We start from the raw sequence: 19,920 nt of genomic DNA on the forward strand, positions 1-19,920 counted from the left end.
GATGTTAAATTACTTTAAGCCTTCTAATACTTTTAAGCTTTCTTCGTACTTTTCAGCAGGTAAGCTTACATAGCCTACAACCTCGGCCATTGCACCAGCATTTTCTAAAGAGAATTTCATGAAGTCATATGCTGCTTCACTATCTTTTAAGGCACTGTTTTTCACGTAAACGAATAATGGACGTGATAATGGTGAATATTCACCTGATTCAATTGTTTCGTTTGTTGGCTCAACACCGTCTACTGAAACAACTTGTAATTTATCTTTATTTTCTAAGTAGTATGCATAACCAAAGTAACCAATTGCGTTGACATCACCTGTTACACCTTGTACTAACACATTATCATCTTCTGAAAGCATCGCGTCTTTTGCGATATCTTCCCCATCTAAGATTACTTCATCAAAGTAATCATACGTACCTGAGTCTGCACCTGGTGAGTAATAAACAATTTCTTCTGCTGGCCAAGATGGATCAATATCCGACCATTTTTTCTTCGTGCCATCTTCAATCCAAATTTTCTTTAATTGATCTACTGTTAAGTTTTTCGCCCATGTGTTGTCTGGGTGAACAACAACCGATAATCCATCATAAGCTAATTCGAATTCTGTATAGTCAACGCCTGCATTTTTTAATTCTTCTGCTTCTGTATCTTTAATTGGACGTGAAGCATTCGAGAAATCTGTTTCACCATTGATGAATTTTTCGAAACCGCCGCCTGTACCAGATACACCAACTGCTACACGTACATCTTTTTGTACCGCTGCATATTCTTCAACTAATGCTTCTGTAATTGGTGCTACTGTTGATGAGCCATCACCTACTACATTGCCTGTTAATTGTGCCGCACCAGACTCAGCTTGCTCTGTATTTTTATCAGCAGATGTTGTTGAAGCATCTTCACTATCTCCACATGCCGCTAAAAATAATGCCGATCCTAGTAATGCTGTTGATGTTAAGTACTGCCACTTTTTCATTTAATTTTCCTCCGCTTGTATAAAGAATTGTTTTTCTTACAATTCAAACTATAAAGCGAGTTTATTGAGTTCATATATTCGATTGGTAAAAGGAATGTAAAGCATTGTAAAGAAAAAAGACAATTTGCAAATTTTTTTAGCAAATTGTCTTAATTCCTTCATTAATCTTCGGTTATTGTAAATATTTTAATAGATTGTAATGAGGCAAATTACCTCGTACGATTACTGAACCTTTTTTACGTCTTTTATATCCATCAGCTTTACTTCGTGTTTTGTGCTAGTAGATGCCGCCTTTTTTGTTTTGACGGTATGTACATGGAGAACAATCGTTTTAGCATCTCGGTTATTCGCATAGCCTTCAAATGAAGCATTATAAAAAATCGTACCGTCCCGTAATGTAACAGTTGCCTTTTTTGCAGCGGTTAATTCTCTATAAAATGAATAGGCCTGCAGATTACGCTCGCGTTCAGCACGCACAAGCCTCGGCTCTAGTACATATAATAGTCCTTCGAAAATTGCGACATAAATAAGCGTCATTAAGATGATTAACCAAACGGGCATATCCATGACCGCTAAAATAACAGCATTACTTAGTGCACCTACAATAACAATGCCTTGCATTACCTTTTTACGCATAATACGCTCCTTGAAAAAGCTCCTGCAGTCGATTCACTACAGGAGCGTTATGATTTATTTTATTCCGTAACTTTTTCTACTGCTTCATCTTCTGATAATTTTTCATCTGAATCTTTAATAATAGGTTTATCTACTTTGCTAGCAGAAAGGCCTTGTTCTGCATAGTTGCCCTTCAATTCAAAGTAAGCATCTAATAGTTCCCTTGCAGTTACATTGGCATGTGCTAAATAGTTACTATTACTAAAATTCGTCGTTGCCCATGGATAGATTACGGCATACGCAATTTCAGGATCTTCAAATGGAGCATAGCCTACGTTAACAATATTAATTGTATCCGTCCCATATTTTTCTTTTTGAGGACCATAATAAACTACTTGGGCCGTACCTGTTTTACCAGCCGCTGTGTATTTGGCATCCGCAAACTGTCTACGTGCCGATCCATTTGAACCATTGAAAACGCGGCGTAAGCCTTCTTGTACTTGTGCAATTTCTTTCTCACTATTTTCAATTTTATTTAAAATCGTTGGTGTCACTTCATCTACTAATTGTCCAAGATTTTCACCATCTGGAGACGGATTACGAATTTCTTTTAGCATACGTGGCTGAATACGATACCCACCATTTGCAATCGTCGAAATATATTGTGCTAATTGCATCGTTGTATACGTATCGAACTGACCAATTGCTAAGTTTAGTAATTTGACATCGGTATCTGGGTCAGCTTGATAACCAATCGCTTCACCAGGTAAATCAATACCTGTAGGCACACCTAAGCCAAATTGTGCATATTCATTCCGCATTGTTTGCAGGGTACCCTTCTCTAAACTAAAGCGTGCGCCTGGAGAATAGGTACGTCCCCCCATTGCCATTGCAATTTTAAACATATAAACGTTTGAAGAACGCTCCAATGCCGTTAAATCATCTAATATGACACTGCCTGTTTTGTTGAATAATGAGTTTAGTGTAATATTCCCGATACGCATAGGTGCATCGAGCATTCTTGTACCCGGCTTGATTACCTCTTCATTATAGCCCATCAATACCGTAGCAGCCTTGACAGCAGAGCCCGCCTCGTAAGCTGTTGTAAAGGTTCCATAAGAATAGTCGACAATGTATGGCTTGCCTGTTTCTTTGTCTTTTTCGATTTTCTTGCCGACTACGGAAAGCAGTTCACCAGTTTTAGGATTCATAGCAACTAAAAAGCCACGATCTAATAAATCCGAGCCCCCTCTAGATTTTAACTCTAATAACTGGGTCTCTAAAATTTCTTCTGCTTTCTTTTGTAAATCATTATCAATCGTTGTTACTAAATCTTTCCCTGGCTCCCCATCAAAGGTTGTCATCGTCTCGACAACTTGGCCCTTTTTGTTCGTCAAGTTTTTAACAACCGATTTTTCACCTTGTAAAATTTCTTCGTATTGTGCCTCAAAATAAGATTCCCCAACACGATCATTTCGAGAATAATCACGTGCTAAATAGTGATTGAGCTGTGATTTAGGAACCCCTTTACTTGGGACTGTCGTACGTCCTAAAATAGCGAGTGGCGATAAGCGAACACGTTTCCAATCCGTTGTCGTATTCACACCTGGTAAATCAGCTAGCTGCTCGGAAACACGGGCAAACTCTTCATCTGTTACATTTTCACCTTTAATAATTTGAGGGGATAAATTGTACCCCGTCGTCATTTCACGATAAATCGCTAACACTTCTAAATCAAAATCAGATAGTTGCGCTAGTTCTGCATCGGTAATACGCTCACGAATACGGCGATCATATTCTTGATTGATTTCTTTTGTTTCCATTTCTTCATTTTGATTGCGGTATTCCGTCATTTCTTCTTCGGTTACTTTCGCCTTGGCATCTTCATTATTACGTAAAATCCAGAAATCCTGCTTATCACGATAGGTCACCTTATCAGTAGGCTGATCTATTAATTGGGCAAGATTTTCTGCTATTTCTAGCATCTCAGCGGATTTTGTCGTTTGCATTTTTGTGTAGGTAATCGCATTTTCAGGCTGATTGTCTACTAAAATTCGTCCATAGCGGTCAAAAATTCGTCCGCGCGGTACACTTGTATTGACCCGTACTTCCTCTTTACGTTCCAATTCAAGTACATAATCTTCTCCCTTAACAATTTGAATATAGCCTAAACGAAAAATTAACAGGGAAAATAGGATAAATATCGAAAAGAAAAGGACGTTCATCCGAAATGTTAGGCTAGCACGCTGTTGCGCTTTTGGATTCGGCTTACGATTTTGCGTTATTTTCCGCAAAAGAAACACCCCTTTCTTAGTTATGTATTAGCTATTGAATACTTAGTCATACCTTTAAGTATAACATCCGAAACAGCTTGAAAAAAGAGTGGACTTTACAATTATTCACCTTTTAGACGGAGGGGAAAAAGAAAAGTTTCCTTTTTCATTCAACTTACGCGAAAATAGAACTTAAGAGGTGGTACGTTTGAATACTTTAGCCGTTGGATTTGGCGGTGCGCTCGGTGCGATGACACGCTATTTATTGAGTGAGCTTATTCCAGTAAATACGGGCTTTCCCTTTTTGACCATGTCTATAAATTGGACAGGTAGCTTGTTATTCGCCCTATTATTTTTAATCTTACCGAAAAAAATAGAATGGTTAAAGCTAGGGGCAACGACAGGCTTTTTAGGTGGCTTTACGACATTTTCTACTTTTAGCGTGGAAGCACTTCAGCTATTGGAGCAGCAAGCATATATTTTCGCATTACTCTATATTGTCGCAAGTTCAGTTGGTTCGATTGCCTGCTGCTATATGGCCTATTATTTTACTAAAAAGGTTGTGAATTAATGATGATCGCAGTCGCAATCGGTGGCTTTTTTGGGGCAATCCTGCGCTTTCAACTGAGCCAATGGATGCATAGTACGTTAAAAAAGGAAAAATACATCGCAACCTTATTGATCAATTGTATTGGCTCGCTTTTACTTGGGTTATTTATCAAGGATGCGCATTCAGAATTTTTGTCACAACTACTGGCAATTGGCTTTTTAGGTGCCTTCACAACCTTTTCTACGTTTTCATTTGAAGTCGTTCAATTAGTAGAAGCACGAAAATTGAAAACCGCGCTTCTTTATGCGAGCAGTTCATGCTTTTTCAGTATCGTATTTGCAGCTATCGGCTTCTTACTGTAAAAGGAAGTGACCCCGCTACATGTCACTTCCCTCTTTTTCTATAAATTTCGCACGACAAGCACATCACATTTTGCTGTCGTACAACAGCCTCCGAAATCGACCCCATCAAGAATCGCTCTACTTCCCCCTTGCCTGTTACGCCACAAATAATCAAATCAATTTTTTTCACCTTTGGGAGCGCTTTGGCGATGATCTGTCGTGGTGCCCCGTACTCTAAAATCATCTCTACCTGCTGAACGCCTGCTTGCTTGGCCATGTCTATATGAGAAGTCAACATTTCTATCGCCAAATCACTTGCTTTATCCGCCATATTCATATTATACGTTTCATAAAAAGCAAATGATCTTGTATCAATGACATGTACTACATATAACTTCGAATTGGCATTATTAATCGCCACTTGAATTGCACGTTTAAACGCTAACATCGATTCATTCGAACCATCCACCGCTACTAAAATATTTCGATACGTCATGCTCATGGAAATGCCCTCCCTGTATTTATTCTTTATCAATACCCTATGAATTTACCGTGTAAAACTTGTTTACAAACAGAAAAAAGCCTTGTAGACCTGCTACAAAGCTGCTTGAATATTTTATGATTATAAAAGATTGTGAATATTTAGCATAGCCTTTATTACATAGCTGGGTGCATATGCTTAGCGTGCTACTTCTTTTTCATATAAGGCAATCCATTGCTCAGGGGACATTTTTTGGCATAATTCACCGATTAATTCGTACGGAATATGCTTTGTTGATGTCCAGCGAATACAGCTTTTGCCCATATTTAACTTTGTCGGCACCACTTTGGCGTACGATTCCTGAAACCACGAAAGCAGCTGTGGATCACTATAGATCCCCATGTGATACAACGCAATATGCCGTTTTTGTGGCGCAATTGCTAAAAATGGTAACGGTGTATTAGGTGTACAGTGATAGCCCTTTGGATACGTTGCCAGTGGTACGCTATACGCCATCATATTTCGGTCTAGTGATTTTTCAAAGCCTTTTGGTAAATTTTCTTCAATGGTTATCATTAACTTTACAAAGGCATCATGCCATTTTTCATCGATTTGTGCTAGAAATTCGTCGTACAAAATCATCACTCCTTCTTTTTAAAAGAATAACAAATTCATTAGCTTTTCGTTACATATTTGAAGTAAACGGGGTGTAAATTTTCAATTCTTTTATCACATCTGTATAATGAATAGAGTAGAAATCAACAACTTTTCATATAATTAACAGAGAGTGAAGGTGTTAGTATGACGATACTTATTGTAGATGACAATCCAGTAAATCATTTCGTGATTGAGCAAATCTTAAAAAGCGATGGTTATGATAGCTATGTCTCCGTTCAATCTGCAAAAGAAATGTTTGACTATTTAGATCCATCCAATGCACCTAACTGTAATGAAATCAATGTCATATTACTAGATGTTATGATGCCAGAAATGGATGGCATTGAAGCCTGCCGAATCTTAAAACAAAACCCAAGGTGGAGAGATATTCAAGTTATTTTTATTACTGCGCTTGATGATAAAGCGAAATTATCAGAAGCACTTGATGTTGGGGGAATAGATTACATAACAAAACCAATTAATCGCATAGAGTTATTGGCACGAATTCGTGTTGGGAAACGATTGAAATCTGAGCTTGATTGGCATAAAAATCAAGAGGCAAAAATTCAAATGGAGCTTAATTTAGCTTCTAAGGTTCAACAAAGCTTATTAAGCCCACCAATTCAACAGCCCGATTTTTCCATAACGGCATCGTATTTTCCGTCTTCCAATCTAGCGGGAGATTTATATTATTGGGAAAAAATCGATGAGCATCGTTATGCTGTTATGCTGTTAGATATGATGGGACATGGCGTTTCCGCATCTCTCGTTTGCATGTATATTTCTTCCGTACTACGTGAGGCTATAAAAAAACTCACGAAACCTGAGCTTGTCATAGCAGAGCTCAACCACTATATGACACTGCTACAAAATGATAAAGAAAATCTTCTCTACTATTTTACTGGTGTGTATTTAGTAATTGATATGAAGGAAAAAACATTGGAGTATGTGAATGCAGGTCATCCAGCGGGCTATGTGTTCATCGATGAGCAGCAAACAATACCACTCGTACATACTAGCTATGCAGTTGGATTTGTTGAGGATATTAAGATCGAAAAAAAGGTCATTCATTTTAATTCTTCCATCCAAATCGTCTTATATACAGACGGTGTGTTAGAAGCAATGGGGGAATGTGACATAACTGCGGATCAGGAAATTTGTAAAATTGCCAGCTCTACATGGTCAACAGATATTCCACCCATTGACTATTTATTGGAGCAAGATTTACAGCAAAGTCAGCCAGATGATATGTGCGTATTATTATTGCAGGCAAAATGCTGAGAAAAGTTTGCACCGCACTAGATAATTTCGGGACAGAATTCCCAAAAATCCCTATATAAAAGACCACCGTTTTATTCCGTATAAAGAATAAAATGGTGGCTTTTCAATTTTAGCGAAGATGTATGACATATTTTCGGAAGTGACAAAGGAAACAATAATCTCTGCTACCCGCTATAATGCTTTTTGATATATACGTTCCGCTGCATTAACAGTCCTATATTTATGTGCAAGTGGTGTAAAATGTAATGTTTCTTTATCACCTAAACCTAAAAATCCTTGCTGTGCTAAGCTATCGTAAAATAAATGATGCACATCATGCTGAAGCTCCGGGGTGAAATAGATCAGGACATTGCGACAAATAATCACATCGAACTCTTGAAAAGATTGATCGGTCACTAAATTATGCTGTGCAAACACAATATTTTCTCTTAAATACGAATGAAAAACAGCAAAGCTATCATCCGTTTTATAATATTGTGATAATCCTTCCGTTCCCCCAGCTAAAATATAATTTTTAGTATAGGCTTGCATTTTTTGAAGCGGAAGTGCTCCCTGCTGTGCTTTTTTTAACACGCGTTCATTCATATCTGTTGCATACATCATCGTCTTCTCAAGGAGCCCCTCTTCCTGCAACAGGATGGCCATAGAATAAACTTCTTCACCTGTAGCACATCCTGCATGCCATATTCTGATTTTCTCTAGTTTTTGTAATTGCGGGACAACTTGTTCACGAAAGGCCCGAAAGAAACTAGGGTCTCGGAACATCTCCGTCACATTAATCGAGAAATCATTGAGCAAAATTTTCAGAAGCTCATTATCATAAATAATAGATTCCGTTAAACGAGATATCGTTGGAATATTATTAATTCGCATTCGATGCTCAACGCGACGTATGATTGATTGTAAATTATATTTTCGAAAATCAAAGCCTGATAAAGAATACAATGCCTCTAGTAGTAACTTTACTTCTAACTTTTTTTTATCCATTTCTTAAACGTTCTCCACTTGTTAACCATACTGTTAAAACTGAAAATAATTGTTCCAAGTTTAGGGGCTTACTTATATAATCAGATGCGCCTACTTCAAATGCCCGGTCACGATCTTGCTTCATTGCCTTAGCAGTTAATGCAATAATCGGTAGCTCTGTTAATTGTAATTCGCCACGAATACGTTCCATCGTTTCATAGCCATCCAATTCAGGCATCATAATATCCATTAATATCGCATCAACACGTGGCGCCGTTTGTAAAATATTCAAACATTCTAAACCATTTGTTGCTTCTAACACATGAACACCTTTTTGCTCCAACGCTTGACGTAATGCATAAATATTACGATAATCATCATCCACTATTAAAATAGACTTTCCATTAAAGATTGTTTTTGTCGAATCGATTGGTAAAGTTGCCATTGTAGTAGCGACTTCCTGTTCGGCAATTTGTACAGATGAAGTATTTCCTTCTGGCAAGCTTGGCAAATAAACAGTAAATGTACTGCCTTTTCCTTCAACGCTTTGCAATGTAATCCATCCACCTAAAAGTTTGGTTACTTCTCGACATATAGATAATCCGAGGCCTGTACCTCCATATTTGCGAACCGTTGCACCATCTGCTTGCTGAAATGATTCAAACACAATTTGCTGCTTATTTTGTGGAATACCAATTCCCGTATCGATTACACTCACCTTAAGCCATCTATCACTAATTTGTTGCATCGCTGAAGTAACAATCGCTTGTTCAATTCCCACTACAACAGACCCTTTTTCTGTAAATTTTAACGCATTGGATAATAAATTGTTTATTATTTGGTGGAAGCGTTTCACATCTGTATGGAAACTTTCAACTATGTTCTGTGCTACTTCCACCGTTAATTCAATCCCTTTTTGCTGGGCAATTGGTGAAAATAAACTCGTAATATGCTGTGTTATTTCGTAGACATTCATTTCCCTAAACCATAAATCCATTTTCCCAGCTTCCACTTTAGATAAATCTAAAATATCATTGATTAGATTCAGTAAATCTTCTCCTGAATTATGGATAACCTTCGCATACTCCAGTTCATCGTCAGTTAAACGCTTTTCGTTATTTTCTGCAAGCAACTCAGATAATATTAAAATACTATTTAGAGGTGTGCGCAATTCATGCGACATATTCGCTAAAAACTCAGATTTATAATTGGAGCTTTGGCGTAGCTGTTCTGCACTTTCTTTTAACTCAAATTGCGCTTTTTCTAGTGCATATGTTTTATTCTCAGCATCTCGAGTACGCTCTTCCAACCGTTCATTTATCGTCGTTAGCTCTTCTGTTTGCATTTTTAATTCTTCTGATTGGGTTTGAAGCTCTTCAGATTGCACTTGTAATTCCTCTGTCATTGCCTGTGATTCATTTAATAAACGAATAATTTCCATTCGTCCAGTAATGCTATTTATCATTGCTCCTAAATAAACAACAACTTCTGTAATTAATGCGTGCTGTTGTTCTGAATATTTTTTTAAGGAGGCTAATTCAATTACAGCAATGACCTCTTTCCCGAAAAATACAGGGACAATAATACCATTCGTAATCGGAATATTTCCTAAAGCTGTCTCTAGATAATGGAAGCTATTTTCTTTATTTTCATAACTTAGTATGCGCTTTTCTTTTACAGCTTGTCCGATATACCCTTGACCAGCTATAAAACTCTGGCGACCTACCTCCTCATTTGACTCTGCAAACGAAGCAATTTTATTAAATTGATCATGGTTACGGGTATCTTGAATATAAAATGCGCCATAAACAGAATTTGTCCGCGCAGTTAATGAATTAAGTAAAACTTTCCCTAACTCCTCCATGGTGTCAACACCTTGATAAGCCGTTACAATTTCAGCTAAATTCCTTTGATACCATTGACGATTTTCCATTGTAACTAATAGCTCATTCGTCGCATCAACAAGATCGCGGACTTCATCATTTGTTTTTGCTACAATACGTTTGCGCTTCTGACTATCCGACTTTTTCATATTTTGAATCGCATCGGTTACTTCGTTAATTGAACCTGTAATATTTCGTGATATCATCGTAAAGACAATAATCGTTGCTACTGCAATGAAGGTAAGAATAGCAAAAAGACTATATGTTAAATTTTCATTTCGCTTATTAAGCTCTAAAACATTTTGTTGAATCGCTTCTGTTTCAATATTACGAAACGTCGAAAATTTCTGTTGGAGTTCACTAAGCGCAACACTACTACGTTCGCCATCAAAACTCGCAACAGCTTTATCAATATTTTGATTTGTTAATATCGTATTTACTAATGGCTGTCCAATTTTATTAATCCAATCTGTAATACTCGTATAAATTCCATTTAACTGATTTTCTGCAGTAGAATAATCCTCTACAAGCGTTTCTAACTCTCTAAATGTGGTTTCCCATGTCGTGAACTCCTCATTATATTTCTGTAAATATGTCTCATCTTTTGTAATTAAATACCGATGTAGTGACGATTCCATATTCAGAATTTGACGTTCTAAATTGTTTGAGGTAATACGCATTGAAGAATCATATTGGATAATGCCATTTCGCTCTTGCTGTAAACTCGTTATTTGATTATTTAATACGATAGCAGAAATAGCTAAACATACAATTAAAATAAGATAACCACTCGTTATTTTAAAACCAATTCCAATTTTTCGTTTTCGATTCATTTTAATCCTACCTTTATCGGATAATTCTAACATTAGAGTAATAGGAAAAAACATACATCCTATTCTATTTTTACAATTATAGCTGAATGTAAAAACATAAATCAAATAGAATCATCTTAAACGAAGATTTCCATAATCCATTGCATTATTTCAGCATACTGGTATAAAAAAAGAACCACACCCCGCACAAATTGTACGAGTGTGATTCTAGGTCTTATCTGTCATCCAATTATTTTCTCTTTACAAACATTCAACATAAATATTGGTACAAAGATCAATTGAATCCGATAATAATTATTTTGCAGCGTTGAATTTAGCTTCTACAACATCCCAGTTTACTACGTTCCAGAAAGCACCGATGTAGTCTGGACGACGGTTTTGGTAGTTTAAATAGTAAGCGTGCTCCCAAACGTCTAATCCTAATACTGGTGTTTTGCCTTCCATTACTGGAGAGTCTTGGTTTGGAGTTGAAGTTACAGCAACACCGTCACCGTCAACGATTAACCAAGCCCAGCCTGAACCGAAACGAGTAGTTGCAGCTTTAGCGAACTCTTCTTTGAAAGCGTCGAAAGAACCGAATTTAGCATCGATAGCAGCTGCTACGTTGCCTACTGGTGTGTTAGAACCGCCTGGAGCGATTACTTCCCAGAATAATGTGTGGTTTGCATGTCCGCCACCGTTGTTACGTACAGCTGTTTGTTTGTCAGCCGGTAAAGCGTTGATGTCAGCGATTAATTCGTTGATGTCTTTGTCCGCGTATTCAGTACCTTCTACAGCAGCGTTTAAGTTTGTTACGTAAGTGTTGTGGTGTTTAGTGTGGTGAATTTCCATTGTTTTTGCATCGATATGTGGTGCTAATGCATCGTATGCGTAAGTTAATTCTGGTAATTTGAATGCCATGATTTATTCCTCCCTGGAACAATAAGTTTAATGTTGATTACAGTACTAGGTTATCAAAAATGGACACGTCATTCAATCATAAAATAGCGAGAATGAACAATTCAGCCTTTTGACCGAAAAAGCGTTTCCATTTATTTCTCCCCTTCATGTAACCCTTTCCATGTTTAGTGTATGCTAACTATCCCTTACTTTTCAACTAATCGGCTCACATTATATGGCAATAAAGAACAGGATGAGCATGATTGCTTGAATAATACCTTTTGTTGCTACTGAAGTTAAAAAACCAACAACCGATCCTACACCAACCTTGACCGCCTTCTTAAATTCCGTACGCTCTACAATCAGTTCACCAATAATCGCACCGAGAAAAGGTCCTACAATAATCCCTGCAAACGGAATGACAAAGGGACCGACCAATAAACCGACCGTTGATCCCCACATACCTGCCTTCGAACCCCCAAATTTTTTGACCCCTACTAAATTAGACACCGTATCTGCCACAAATAATAACGCGACAAATAGCAATTCAATTAGCCAAAACCACCAAGGTAGCTCACTAAAGCTATAAAACAACCCATATACAATAAATCCACCGAGCAAAAACAGTACCGATGGAATAATCGGGTATACTAAGCCAACAAAAGCAATGATAAATAACGCAATAATGAGCGTCCAAGCAATAATATCCAAAATAACACGTCCCCTAAAAAAGATTTCACTAACTATACGAAAATGCCACAGAAAAGATTCATTTTCCATCCCTTTTGTTTAATTGGGCATTTTTTCATGTTACACTATTCGATAAAGGAGCTCGAGAATACATATGAAAAATATTTCACATCTACAGCTATTCATTGATAGCTTAACGAACCCTAAAAAATTGGGGGCATATCGCATCCTTTCAATCGGAAAAGTGATGCAATATGCCTTTTTAATGATTGCTTTACTGACCGCATTTTCGTTTGGTCAATTTGTCAACGGAGGTTCCGATGCAATCTTTAGCTATTCCGAAATCGAACAATACGCGGCCGATGTTCAGTGGATTGTTTATCCAATTGCGGTTATCTTTTTATTCGTACTAAATACGAGTATCTACTTCATTAAAGTAAGCTTATACGCACTTGCGGGACAGTTTTTCGTCAAACCAATGAAGCGCCGTGGGGAATATCGTCAAGTATGGCGAAGCGCCGTGTTTGCCTGTACTTGGGCAACACTACTTACCATGTTTGGAGGTCTATTCCCGATTTCAGCAATGCTACTCACACTGCTTGGTATTTTTATTACGATGTTATGGATCATCCTTGCAATTACAAAATATCCACTCGCAAAATAATAATCTGCCCCCCTCCAACATATGATTGAATTATAGATGCATAGATTGGAGGGATTTTTTTGCGCTTTTTTATCATGTCCGTCATCCTATTAGTTCTTGCCTTCGTAATTAAAGTTGACTTGCAGGAAGGTACCATTCCAATGGCCTCGTTTTATCACACTGAGGAAAAATGCGAGCAGCAAGAACAATTACAATATGTAGCCGTTCAAATTCAGCAAGATGATACAATATATAGCTTATTTGCAGCAACACCTTCTCCTATTAAAACAACATTTCCAGAACGATTATCGCAATTTTACCAGCTCAATCCCCATTTAGAATTACAAACACTCATTCCCGGAAATACGGTCCTTGTACCAATTATCTCGAATACAACAAAAATATGTGTAAAATGACTTCCTGGCGTTTCTTTCTTGTTCTTCTAATCAGACACTGATAAAATAAGGAACAGTGACGGCTTACATATCGTTTCTATCTATGAAAGATAAAAACAACATTAAAAAGCCCGAAAAGGAGAGAATTTTTCATGAGTGAAATCGTTCACCGCACAAAAACGCGTCCTGTACGTGTCGGTAATTTAACAATTGGTGGAAATAACGAAGTCGTAATTCAAAGTATGTGTACGACAAAAACACATGATGTCGAAGCAACAGTTGCAGAAATTTTACGTTTAGAAGAAGCAGGTTGCCAAATCGTGCGTGTTGCCGTTCCCGATGAGCGCGCAGCATTAGCAATTCCAGAAATCAAAAAACAAATTCATATTCCATTAGTGGCAGATATTCATTTTGACTACAAATTAGCACTAAAAGCCATTGAAGGCGGGATTGATAAAGTACGTATTAATCCAGGTAATATCGGGCGTCGTGAAAAAGTAGAAGCGGTTGTGAATGCAGCAAAAGCAAAAGGAATTCCGATTCGTATTGGGGTTAACGCTGGTTCATTAGAACGTCATATCCTTGAAAAATATGGCTATCCTACTGCAGACGGTATGGTTGAATCTGCATTACACCATATTAAAATTTTAGAAGACCTAGACTTCCATGACATTATCGTCTCGATGAAAGCATCAGACGTTAACTTAGCGATTGAAGCCTATGAAAAGGCAGCAAAAGCATTTGATTACCCATTACACTTAGGGATTACCGAATCAGGTACATTATTTGCTGGTACGATAAAATCAGCAGCTGGACTAGGTGCCATCCTTTCAAAAGGCATCGGGAATACATTACGTATTTCATTATCTGCTGATCCAGTAGAAGAAATTAAAGTTGCTCGTGAATTATTAAAATCATTCGGCTTAGCGTCTAATATGGCGACATTAATTTCTTGCCCAACATGTGGTCGTATTGAAATTGACTTAATTTCAATTGCCAATGAAGTAGAAGAATATATTTCAAAACTAAATGTCCCATTAAAAGTAGCAGTGCTAGGCTGTGCGGTAAATGGTCCAGGTGAAGCACGTGAAGCTGATATCGGGATTGCTGGTGCTCGCGGTGAAGGTCTTTTATTCATGAAGGGGAAAACCGTTCGTAAAGTACCTGAAGAGACAATGGTAGAAGAACTGAAAAAAGAAATCGATAAATTAGCAGCAGAAATGGCTGAAAAACGCGAAGCTGAGGCAAAAGCTAACGCCAACGCGTAAAGAAACGGAGTAATGGAAATGACGAACTTAAAGCATCGATTCGGCATCGATATTGATGGAACAGTTACATGCCCTGCTACATTGATCCCTCATATTAATAAGCAGTACAATATTAATATGACGTTAGAGGACGTAACAGATTACGACTTTTTAAGTGGCTTTCCATATCCGATCGACCGCAACGAATTTAATACATGGTTCAAAGCGAACGAACCACATATGTATGAGGTGAGTGAGCTTGCACCAGATGCACAATCGGTCTTAACCAATTGGCAAAAACAGTACGAGTTATTTTATATTTCGGCTCGCGGTGAAAATGTATTTGATATTACGAAAAATTGGTTTGACACATACAAAGTCCCGTATGACCATATTGAATGCATCGGGAGCCATAAGAAAATTGAAATAGCGAAAAAGCATCAAGTAGAAGCCTTTTTCGAAGACAAACATGATAACGCTGTAGAAATTGCAGAGGAACTAAAAATTCCGGTTGTCCTATTTGACACACCATACAACCGATTAGCTGTACCAAACAACGTTATCCGCGTTGCAAACTGGCAACAAGCCAATGAATGGATTCGAAAAAACTTCTAATTGTAAACGATGAAAAAACGTCATTTCCCACAAATGAGGAAATGACGTTTTTAGTTTTTCATCTTATGAAAACAAGCTTCCATAGCCCGTAATCGTCGTCGCTAAATCTTCTCGATAATGATCGTCTAATGGGTTAAAGCTATTCACATTGACTTCATTGCCCCCCAAGGACGAATGAATGTATTGCTCATCCCCAATATACATGGCGACATGTCCCGGGAAGAAAATCAAATCCCCACGCTTTAACTGTTCACGTGTAATTTCTCGCAATGGAAAGCCATCCATAATTTTGGCATCGCGGTAAATATATGAACCATTTAACATATAAGCCATCGAGCATAGGCCTGAGCAATCGATACCAAGTGGCGACTTTCCACCCCAACGATACGGTGTGCCGATATAACGAAACGCTGTCTGCACAACTTGCTCACGGAATAACTCCTCATTGGCTGTATATACTTTTACTCGCTTTTGAAGCCAAGCTGAACGTACATAGCCAAATTGCCCAGTAACGAGCTGCACCTTCGTCCATGATCGTTCTAACCCTGCTTCTTCAATTACTTGAATAAATGCACCGCGCGTTAATGTCAGAATCTTATCGCTTTGAATTTTCGGCCCCGTTAATACATCCGCAAAGCTTTGGTTCACAACATAATCTGCATCAGCAATCCAGCTTGAAATGATGGCTGTACCTATCGCTAAATCTGATTTTAACATATATCCCTCATAGCGATAAAATGTACGAACCTTTACCCACGCTTCATCCATATCCTCTAAAACCTCTACCGGCATCCCATACAATGCTTCATCCACTAACTCTGAATGACTGTCCGTTTTTTCATGTAAATTGGCAATCATCACTTTTACAACTGCATTCATTCACTTGACCTCCATCTCACTTTTCGCCTCATAAACGATTTTTGAAATTTGTCCGATTAAACGCTTTGCTTGCTCATTATCGGTTACTTCCGTAATAAAGACCCCAATAAAATAGGCGCCTTTATTATGAAATACAATGCCACAATCATGATCAACCGTATCCAGCCCACCTGTTTTATGAGCTATTTTTACATCATCGACTAGATAACGCTTTAAAGACTCATGGCTTCGCTGACGACATAAAATATTTAAGGCAACAGCCGTCCATGTAGCATTTAATAACTTTCCGTTATAAAGTGCTTCAAAGAGTTTTTGCATATCACGTGCTGTCGTTTCATTGTCAAAGCCTTGCTGCTGGCGCTCAAAGTCCATCATTTTACGCTGTACTTTTGTATCGTGTAAACCAATCTCTTTAAAATACGCATTATACGCATCCATACCTAAATAATCGATACAAGCATTGGTCGCTGTATTATCACTGGTAATGGTCATCCACAATAATAATTCATGTAATGTTGCACGCTTTTCTCCTTGCTCGGTAAGGACACTAAAATCCACAAAGTTTTCGTCAGCAATATCAATCATTCGCTGTAAATCACCATTTGTCATTTGTAAATGCTTTAATATTGCAATTAAAATAGGGACCTTTATGACACTTGCACTACTAAATATATCAGAAGGCAGCTGCTCATAAATTTCTCCGTTTGCATAGTGTTGCACGGAAACGTGGACTTTAAACGGGCTTTGGGCAATGATCTTTGTTAATTGTTCCATCGCCTTTACCCAATCACTTCAATCGTGTGATTCGTCGCATTAATTGTTACTGTTTTCCCTAGAGGTAGGGACATCGTTGGTAATACATGACCACAAGTGATGTCCGCTAAGACCGGAATATTTAGAGGTGCTAAAATTTCTGCAAATACTTGCTCTAGTGTTAAATTATTGTCAGGATTTTTTGTATCCATCGGTCCACAATCTGTCCATGCGCCTAGCATAATTCCGGCACATGCGTCTAATTTACCTGCTAGCTTTAATTGTGTCAGCATGCGATCGATACGCTGTACATTTTCGTCGATATCTTCTAAAAACAAGATTTTCCCTGTAACGTCAATCTCATAAGGTGTGCCCAGTGAAGCGGCAACTAATGTTAAATTACCACCCGTTAAAATTCCTGTCGCTACTCCCGGTGTAATCGTCTGCATCTCTTCTCCCGATTTATTTTCCAGGAAATAATGCGCCCACTCTGTATTTGTTACACTGTTCACAAAATAGTCCCATGTGTAGTCATCCATCGCTGGCTTAATAAATTCGGTAGACGGCATCGGTGTATGATACGTCACAAAGCCACATTGTTGATTGAATACCATATGTAAAGCTGTCACATCACTATAGCCTGCAAATACTTTGGGGTTCTTTTGTATCATTTCTAAATCAAGCATCGGTAAAATACGTGTTGCGCCGTAGCCACCACGAATACAGAAAATTCCATCAATTGCGGGATTGGCAAACATTTCATTTACCTCTTTTGCTCGCAGCGCATCACTACCAGCTAAATAGCCGTGACGTGTGCGACAAGTTTCCCCAACAACGACGTTAAAACCTAATTTTTCTACCGCTTCAATCGCAGGCTGTAATCGCTCTGTTGGTGTAGCACCTGAAGCACTAATTAATGCAACGGTATCGCCTTTTTTCAATGATCTTGGAATAATTAAGCTCATACATTTGCCTCCTGACGTTCAATAATCGCACGATACGCTGCTTGTTCCTCTTGATTAGCTAATACAAAATGGCCTTCCTCAATTTCAACAAACTCCGGCGGATCTGTCTCATATTGGTGGACCGTTGGATCATATACTTGTAATTTTTTTTGACGCTCTTTAATTGGATTAGGCTCTGGAACTGCCGCTAATAATGCCTTTGTATAGGGGTGCAATGGGTTATTAAACAGCTTTTCCGTTTCGCCTAGCTCTACAATTCGCCCTTTATAAATGACCGCCGTTCGATCGGTAATAAAACGTACAATCGATAAATCATGCGCGATGAATAAATAGGTTAGGTCACGTTCCTGCTGTAAGCTAGAAAGCAAATTCAGCACTTGCGCACGAATCGAAACATCTAGGGCTGAAATCGGCTCATCTGCTACAACAAACTCTGGCTCCATCACAAGTGCACGTGCAATACCAATTCGTTGACGCTGCCCCCCAGAGAATTCATGCGGGAAGCGGGAAGCAAATTCTGGTAGCAGCCCTACTTCTAGTAATGCTTTCTTTACCTTTTCAATGCGCTCTTGCTCACTACTAAACTTCTTATTATTAATTAGACCTTCTGAAATAATATAATCCACCTTGGCACGTTCATTTAGTGACGCACCTGGATCTTGGAAAATCATTTGAATTTTTTGCGTAATTTCTTTATCCCATGCACTCGAAATACGTCCGTTAATTTTTTTACCATGGAATAGGATTTCGCCGTTTGTGATGGGGTTAATGCGCATAATGGCACGGCCGATTGTCGTTTTACCGGAACCGGATTCGCCTACTAAGCCAAATGTTTCCCCTTTATAAATATCAAAGCTGACATCATCGACTGCTTTGAATTCCTTTTTACCACTGCCAAAAATGATATCGATATTTTTGACTTCTATTAGCTTTTCACGTTCGTTACTCATGCATATATCGTCTCCCTTCCGCAAAAAATGCTTGTAACACTTCTGGAGGCTCGACTTTCGGTGCTTTCGGGTCAAGTAGCCATGTCCGTGCAAAATGCGTATCCGTCACTTGGAAAAATGGTGGACGTTCCACAAAATCAATTTTAAGTGCATATTGATTGCGCGGGGCAAATGCATCCCCTTTAATTTCTTTAAATAGGTTCGGCGGTGTTCCTTTAATGGAATAGAGTGCCTCTCCCTTGACACCAAGTTGCGGTAAAGAGGAAATTAACGCCCATGTATAAGGGTGCTTGGCATTAAAGAACACTTCATTCGTCTGCCCCACCTCAATAATATCCCCGGCATACATTACCGCAATTCGGTCTGCCACCTTTGCAACAACACCAAGGTCATGTGTAATGTAGATTGTCGTTAATAAATATTTTTCTTGTAGCGTTGTCAGCAGCTGTAAAATTTGCGCTTGAATCGTTACGTCAAGCGCAGTTGTTGGCTCATCACAAATTAAAATTTGCGGATTACATGCCACCGCAATGGCAATGACGATTCGTTGACGCATCCCACCCGAAAATTCATGCGGATATTGCTTGTAACGGCGCTCTACATCATGAATGCCCACATCACGCAAGAGCTGTAATGTTGTTTCATAGGCATCCTTTCCTTTTAACCCTTGATGCAGCACGACACTTTCTTCAATTTGTTTCCCAATCGTTTTAAGCGGATTGAGCGACGTCATCGGATCTTGCGTAACCATCGCAATCTTTTTACCACGAATTTTTAACCAATCCGCTTCTGTTTTAAACTGCGCTAAATCATGCCCATCATAGACAATTTTGCCCGAATCGATATAGCCATTTTTGTCTAATAAGCCCATAATGGATTTGACCAATACCGATTTGCCCGAACCAGATTCCCCAACAATCGCTAGACTTTCCCCTTTATATAAATCAAGTGAAATATCACGAATGGCCGTTAATGTTTGGCCACGTAATTTAAATTTAATAACGACATTTTCAATGGATAAAATCTTTTCTCGTTCCATACAACGCCAT

At 38.4% G+C, this 19,920-nt stretch carries 21 protein-coding genes; 7 read left to right on the forward strand and 14 right to left on the reverse strand.

Translation table 11 applies throughout. The features are described from left to right. Positions 1–9: 9 nt before the first annotated feature. The 3 genes from MKX47_RS12720 to MKX47_RS12730 form a co-directional block, all read right to left on the reverse strand. The gene (locus MKX47_RS12720; protein ID WP_340774727.1) at positions 10–975 is read right to left on the reverse strand and encodes a PstS family phosphate ABC transporter substrate-binding protein; all 966 of its coding nucleotides are present in this window, start codon (positions 973–975) and stop codon (positions 10–12) included. A 222-nt stretch (positions 976–1,197) separates the two neighbouring features. Beyond that, on the reverse strand, positions 1,198–1,611 hold the full coding sequence (locus tag MKX47_RS12725; protein ID WP_340774730.1) for a response regulator: 414 nt from the start codon (positions 1,609–1,611) through the stop codon (positions 1,198–1,200). 59 nt (positions 1,612–1,670) lie between these two features. Continuing rightward, a complete protein-coding gene (locus MKX47_RS12730) occupies positions 1,671–3,884 on the reverse strand; it encodes a peptidoglycan D,D-transpeptidase FtsI family protein (RefSeq protein ID WP_340774734.1) in 2,214 nt (737 codons plus the stop codon). Positions 3,885–4,071: 187 nt separating this feature from the next. Here MKX47_RS12730 and MKX47_RS12735 point away from each other — a divergent pair, with 187 nt between their 5' ends. Beyond that, positions 4,072–4,434 (forward strand): fluoride efflux transporter FluC, encoded by a 363-nt coding sequence (locus MKX47_RS12735; RefSeq protein WP_340774737.1) that lies wholly within the window; start codon positions 4,072–4,074, stop codon positions 4,432–4,434. Next, positions 4,434–4,775, forward strand: a complete 342-nt coding sequence (gene crcB, locus MKX47_RS12740) for a fluoride efflux transporter CrcB (RefSeq protein WP_340774740.1) — start codon at positions 4,434–4,436, stop codon at positions 4,773–4,775. The genes MKX47_RS12735 and crcB overlap by 1 nt, the downstream gene beginning before the upstream one ends. Positions 4,776–4,797: 22 nt before the next feature. On the opposite strand, the gene MKX47_RS12745 is transcribed toward crcB, so the two are convergent. Continuing rightward, the gene (locus MKX47_RS12745) at positions 4,798–5,256 is read right to left on the reverse strand and encodes a universal stress protein (protein WP_340774743.1); all 459 of its coding nucleotides are present in this window, start codon (positions 5,254–5,256) and stop codon (positions 4,798–4,800) included. 177 nt (positions 5,257–5,433) lie between these two features. Next, complete coding sequence (locus MKX47_RS12750) at positions 5,434–5,871, reverse strand: DUF1801 domain-containing protein (RefSeq protein ID WP_340774747.1); 438 nt, start codon at positions 5,869–5,871, stop codon at positions 5,434–5,436. 165 nt (positions 5,872–6,036) lie between these two features. On the opposite strand from MKX47_RS12750, the gene MKX47_RS12755 reads away from it, so the two are divergent. Further along, on the forward strand, positions 6,037–7,173 hold the full coding sequence (locus tag MKX47_RS12755) for a fused response regulator/phosphatase (RefSeq protein ID WP_340774749.1): 1,137 nt from the start codon (positions 6,037–6,039) through the stop codon (positions 7,171–7,173). A 171-nt stretch (positions 7,174–7,344) separates the two neighbouring features. Here the strand turns inward: MKX47_RS12755 and MKX47_RS12760 are convergent, their stop codons facing one another. The 4 genes from MKX47_RS12760 to MKX47_RS12775 all read right to left on the reverse strand — a co-directional run bounded on the left by MKX47_RS12760 (position 7,345) and on the right by MKX47_RS12775 (position 12,445). Next, the gene (locus MKX47_RS12760) at positions 7,345–8,160 is read right to left on the reverse strand and encodes a CheR family methyltransferase (RefSeq protein ID WP_340774753.1); all 816 of its coding nucleotides are present in this window, start codon (positions 8,158–8,160) and stop codon (positions 7,345–7,347) included. Further along, complete coding sequence (locus tag MKX47_RS12765) at positions 8,153–10,855, reverse strand: ATP-binding protein (protein ID WP_340774755.1); 2,703 nt, start codon at positions 10,853–10,855, stop codon at positions 8,153–8,155. Before MKX47_RS12765 ends, MKX47_RS12760 begins: the two co-directional genes overlap by 8 nt. Before the next feature lie 294 nt (positions 10,856–11,149). Continuing rightward, the gene (locus MKX47_RS12770; RefSeq protein WP_340774757.1) at positions 11,150–11,755 is read right to left on the reverse strand and encodes a superoxide dismutase; all 606 of its coding nucleotides are present in this window, start codon (positions 11,753–11,755) and stop codon (positions 11,150–11,152) included. Positions 11,756–11,965: 210 nt separating this feature from the next. Then, on the reverse strand, positions 11,966–12,445 hold the full coding sequence (locus MKX47_RS12775) for a DUF456 domain-containing protein (protein ID WP_340774760.1): 480 nt from the start codon (positions 12,443–12,445) through the stop codon (positions 11,966–11,968). Between the two features lie 133 nt (positions 12,446–12,578). Between MKX47_RS12775 and MKX47_RS12780 the strand changes: the two genes are divergently transcribed. The 4 genes from MKX47_RS12780 (at position 12,579) to MKX47_RS12795 (ending at position 15,324) form a co-directional block, all read left to right on the forward strand. Further along, positions 12,579–13,088, forward strand: coding sequence for a DUF1189 family protein (locus MKX47_RS12780; protein ID WP_340774763.1), 510 nt, complete (start codon positions 12,579–12,581; stop codon positions 13,086–13,088). Positions 13,089–13,147: 59 nt separating this feature from the next. Continuing rightward, complete coding sequence (locus MKX47_RS12785) at positions 13,148–13,483, forward strand: hypothetical protein (protein ID WP_340774765.1); 336 nt, start codon at positions 13,148–13,150, stop codon at positions 13,481–13,483. Between the two features lie 131 nt (positions 13,484–13,614). Next, positions 13,615–14,730, forward strand: coding sequence for a flavodoxin-dependent (E)-4-hydroxy-3-methylbut-2-enyl-diphosphate synthase (gene ispG, locus MKX47_RS12790; RefSeq protein ID WP_340774768.1), 1,116 nt, complete (start codon positions 13,615–13,617; stop codon positions 14,728–14,730). An 18-nt stretch (positions 14,731–14,748) separates the two neighbouring features. Beyond that, positions 14,749–15,324, forward strand: a complete 576-nt coding sequence (locus tag MKX47_RS12795; RefSeq protein WP_340774772.1) for a 5' nucleotidase, NT5C type — start codon at positions 14,749–14,751, stop codon at positions 15,322–15,324. A gap of 63 nt (positions 15,325–15,387) precedes the next feature. On the opposite strand, the gene MKX47_RS12800 is transcribed toward MKX47_RS12795, so the two are convergent. The 5 genes from MKX47_RS12800 to MKX47_RS12820 are packed head-to-tail and all read right to left on the reverse strand — an operon-like array spanning position 15,388 to position 19,910. Continuing rightward, on the reverse strand, positions 15,388–16,203 hold the full coding sequence (locus MKX47_RS12800) for a C40 family peptidase (protein WP_340774774.1): 816 nt from the start codon (positions 16,201–16,203) through the stop codon (positions 15,388–15,390). Beyond that, on the reverse strand, positions 16,204–16,977 hold the full coding sequence (locus MKX47_RS12805) for a serine hydrolase (protein WP_340774776.1): 774 nt from the start codon (positions 16,975–16,977) through the stop codon (positions 16,204–16,206). It lies immediately after the preceding gene. 5 nt (positions 16,978–16,982) lie between these two features. Beyond that, positions 16,983–17,921, reverse strand: coding sequence for a S66 peptidase family protein (locus MKX47_RS12810; protein ID WP_340774779.1), 939 nt, complete (start codon positions 17,919–17,921; stop codon positions 16,983–16,985). Further along, positions 17,918–18,871 (reverse strand): oligopeptide/dipeptide ABC transporter ATP-binding protein, encoded by a 954-nt coding sequence (locus tag MKX47_RS12815; protein ID WP_340774781.1) that lies wholly within the window; start codon positions 18,869–18,871, stop codon positions 17,918–17,920. The genes MKX47_RS12810 and MKX47_RS12815 overlap by 4 nt, the downstream gene beginning before the upstream one ends. After that, the gene (locus MKX47_RS12820; RefSeq protein WP_340774783.1) at positions 18,864–19,910 is read right to left on the reverse strand and encodes an ABC transporter ATP-binding protein; all 1,047 of its coding nucleotides are present in this window, start codon (positions 19,908–19,910) and stop codon (positions 18,864–18,866) included. Before MKX47_RS12820 ends, MKX47_RS12815 begins: the two co-directional genes overlap by 8 nt. Between the last annotated feature and the right edge of the window lie 10 nt (positions 19,911–19,920).

The organism is Solibacillus sp. FSL R7-0668 (genome assembly GCF_038006205.1).
Taxonomy (GTDB): domain Bacteria; phylum Bacillota; class Bacilli; order Bacillales_A; family Planococcaceae; genus Solibacillus.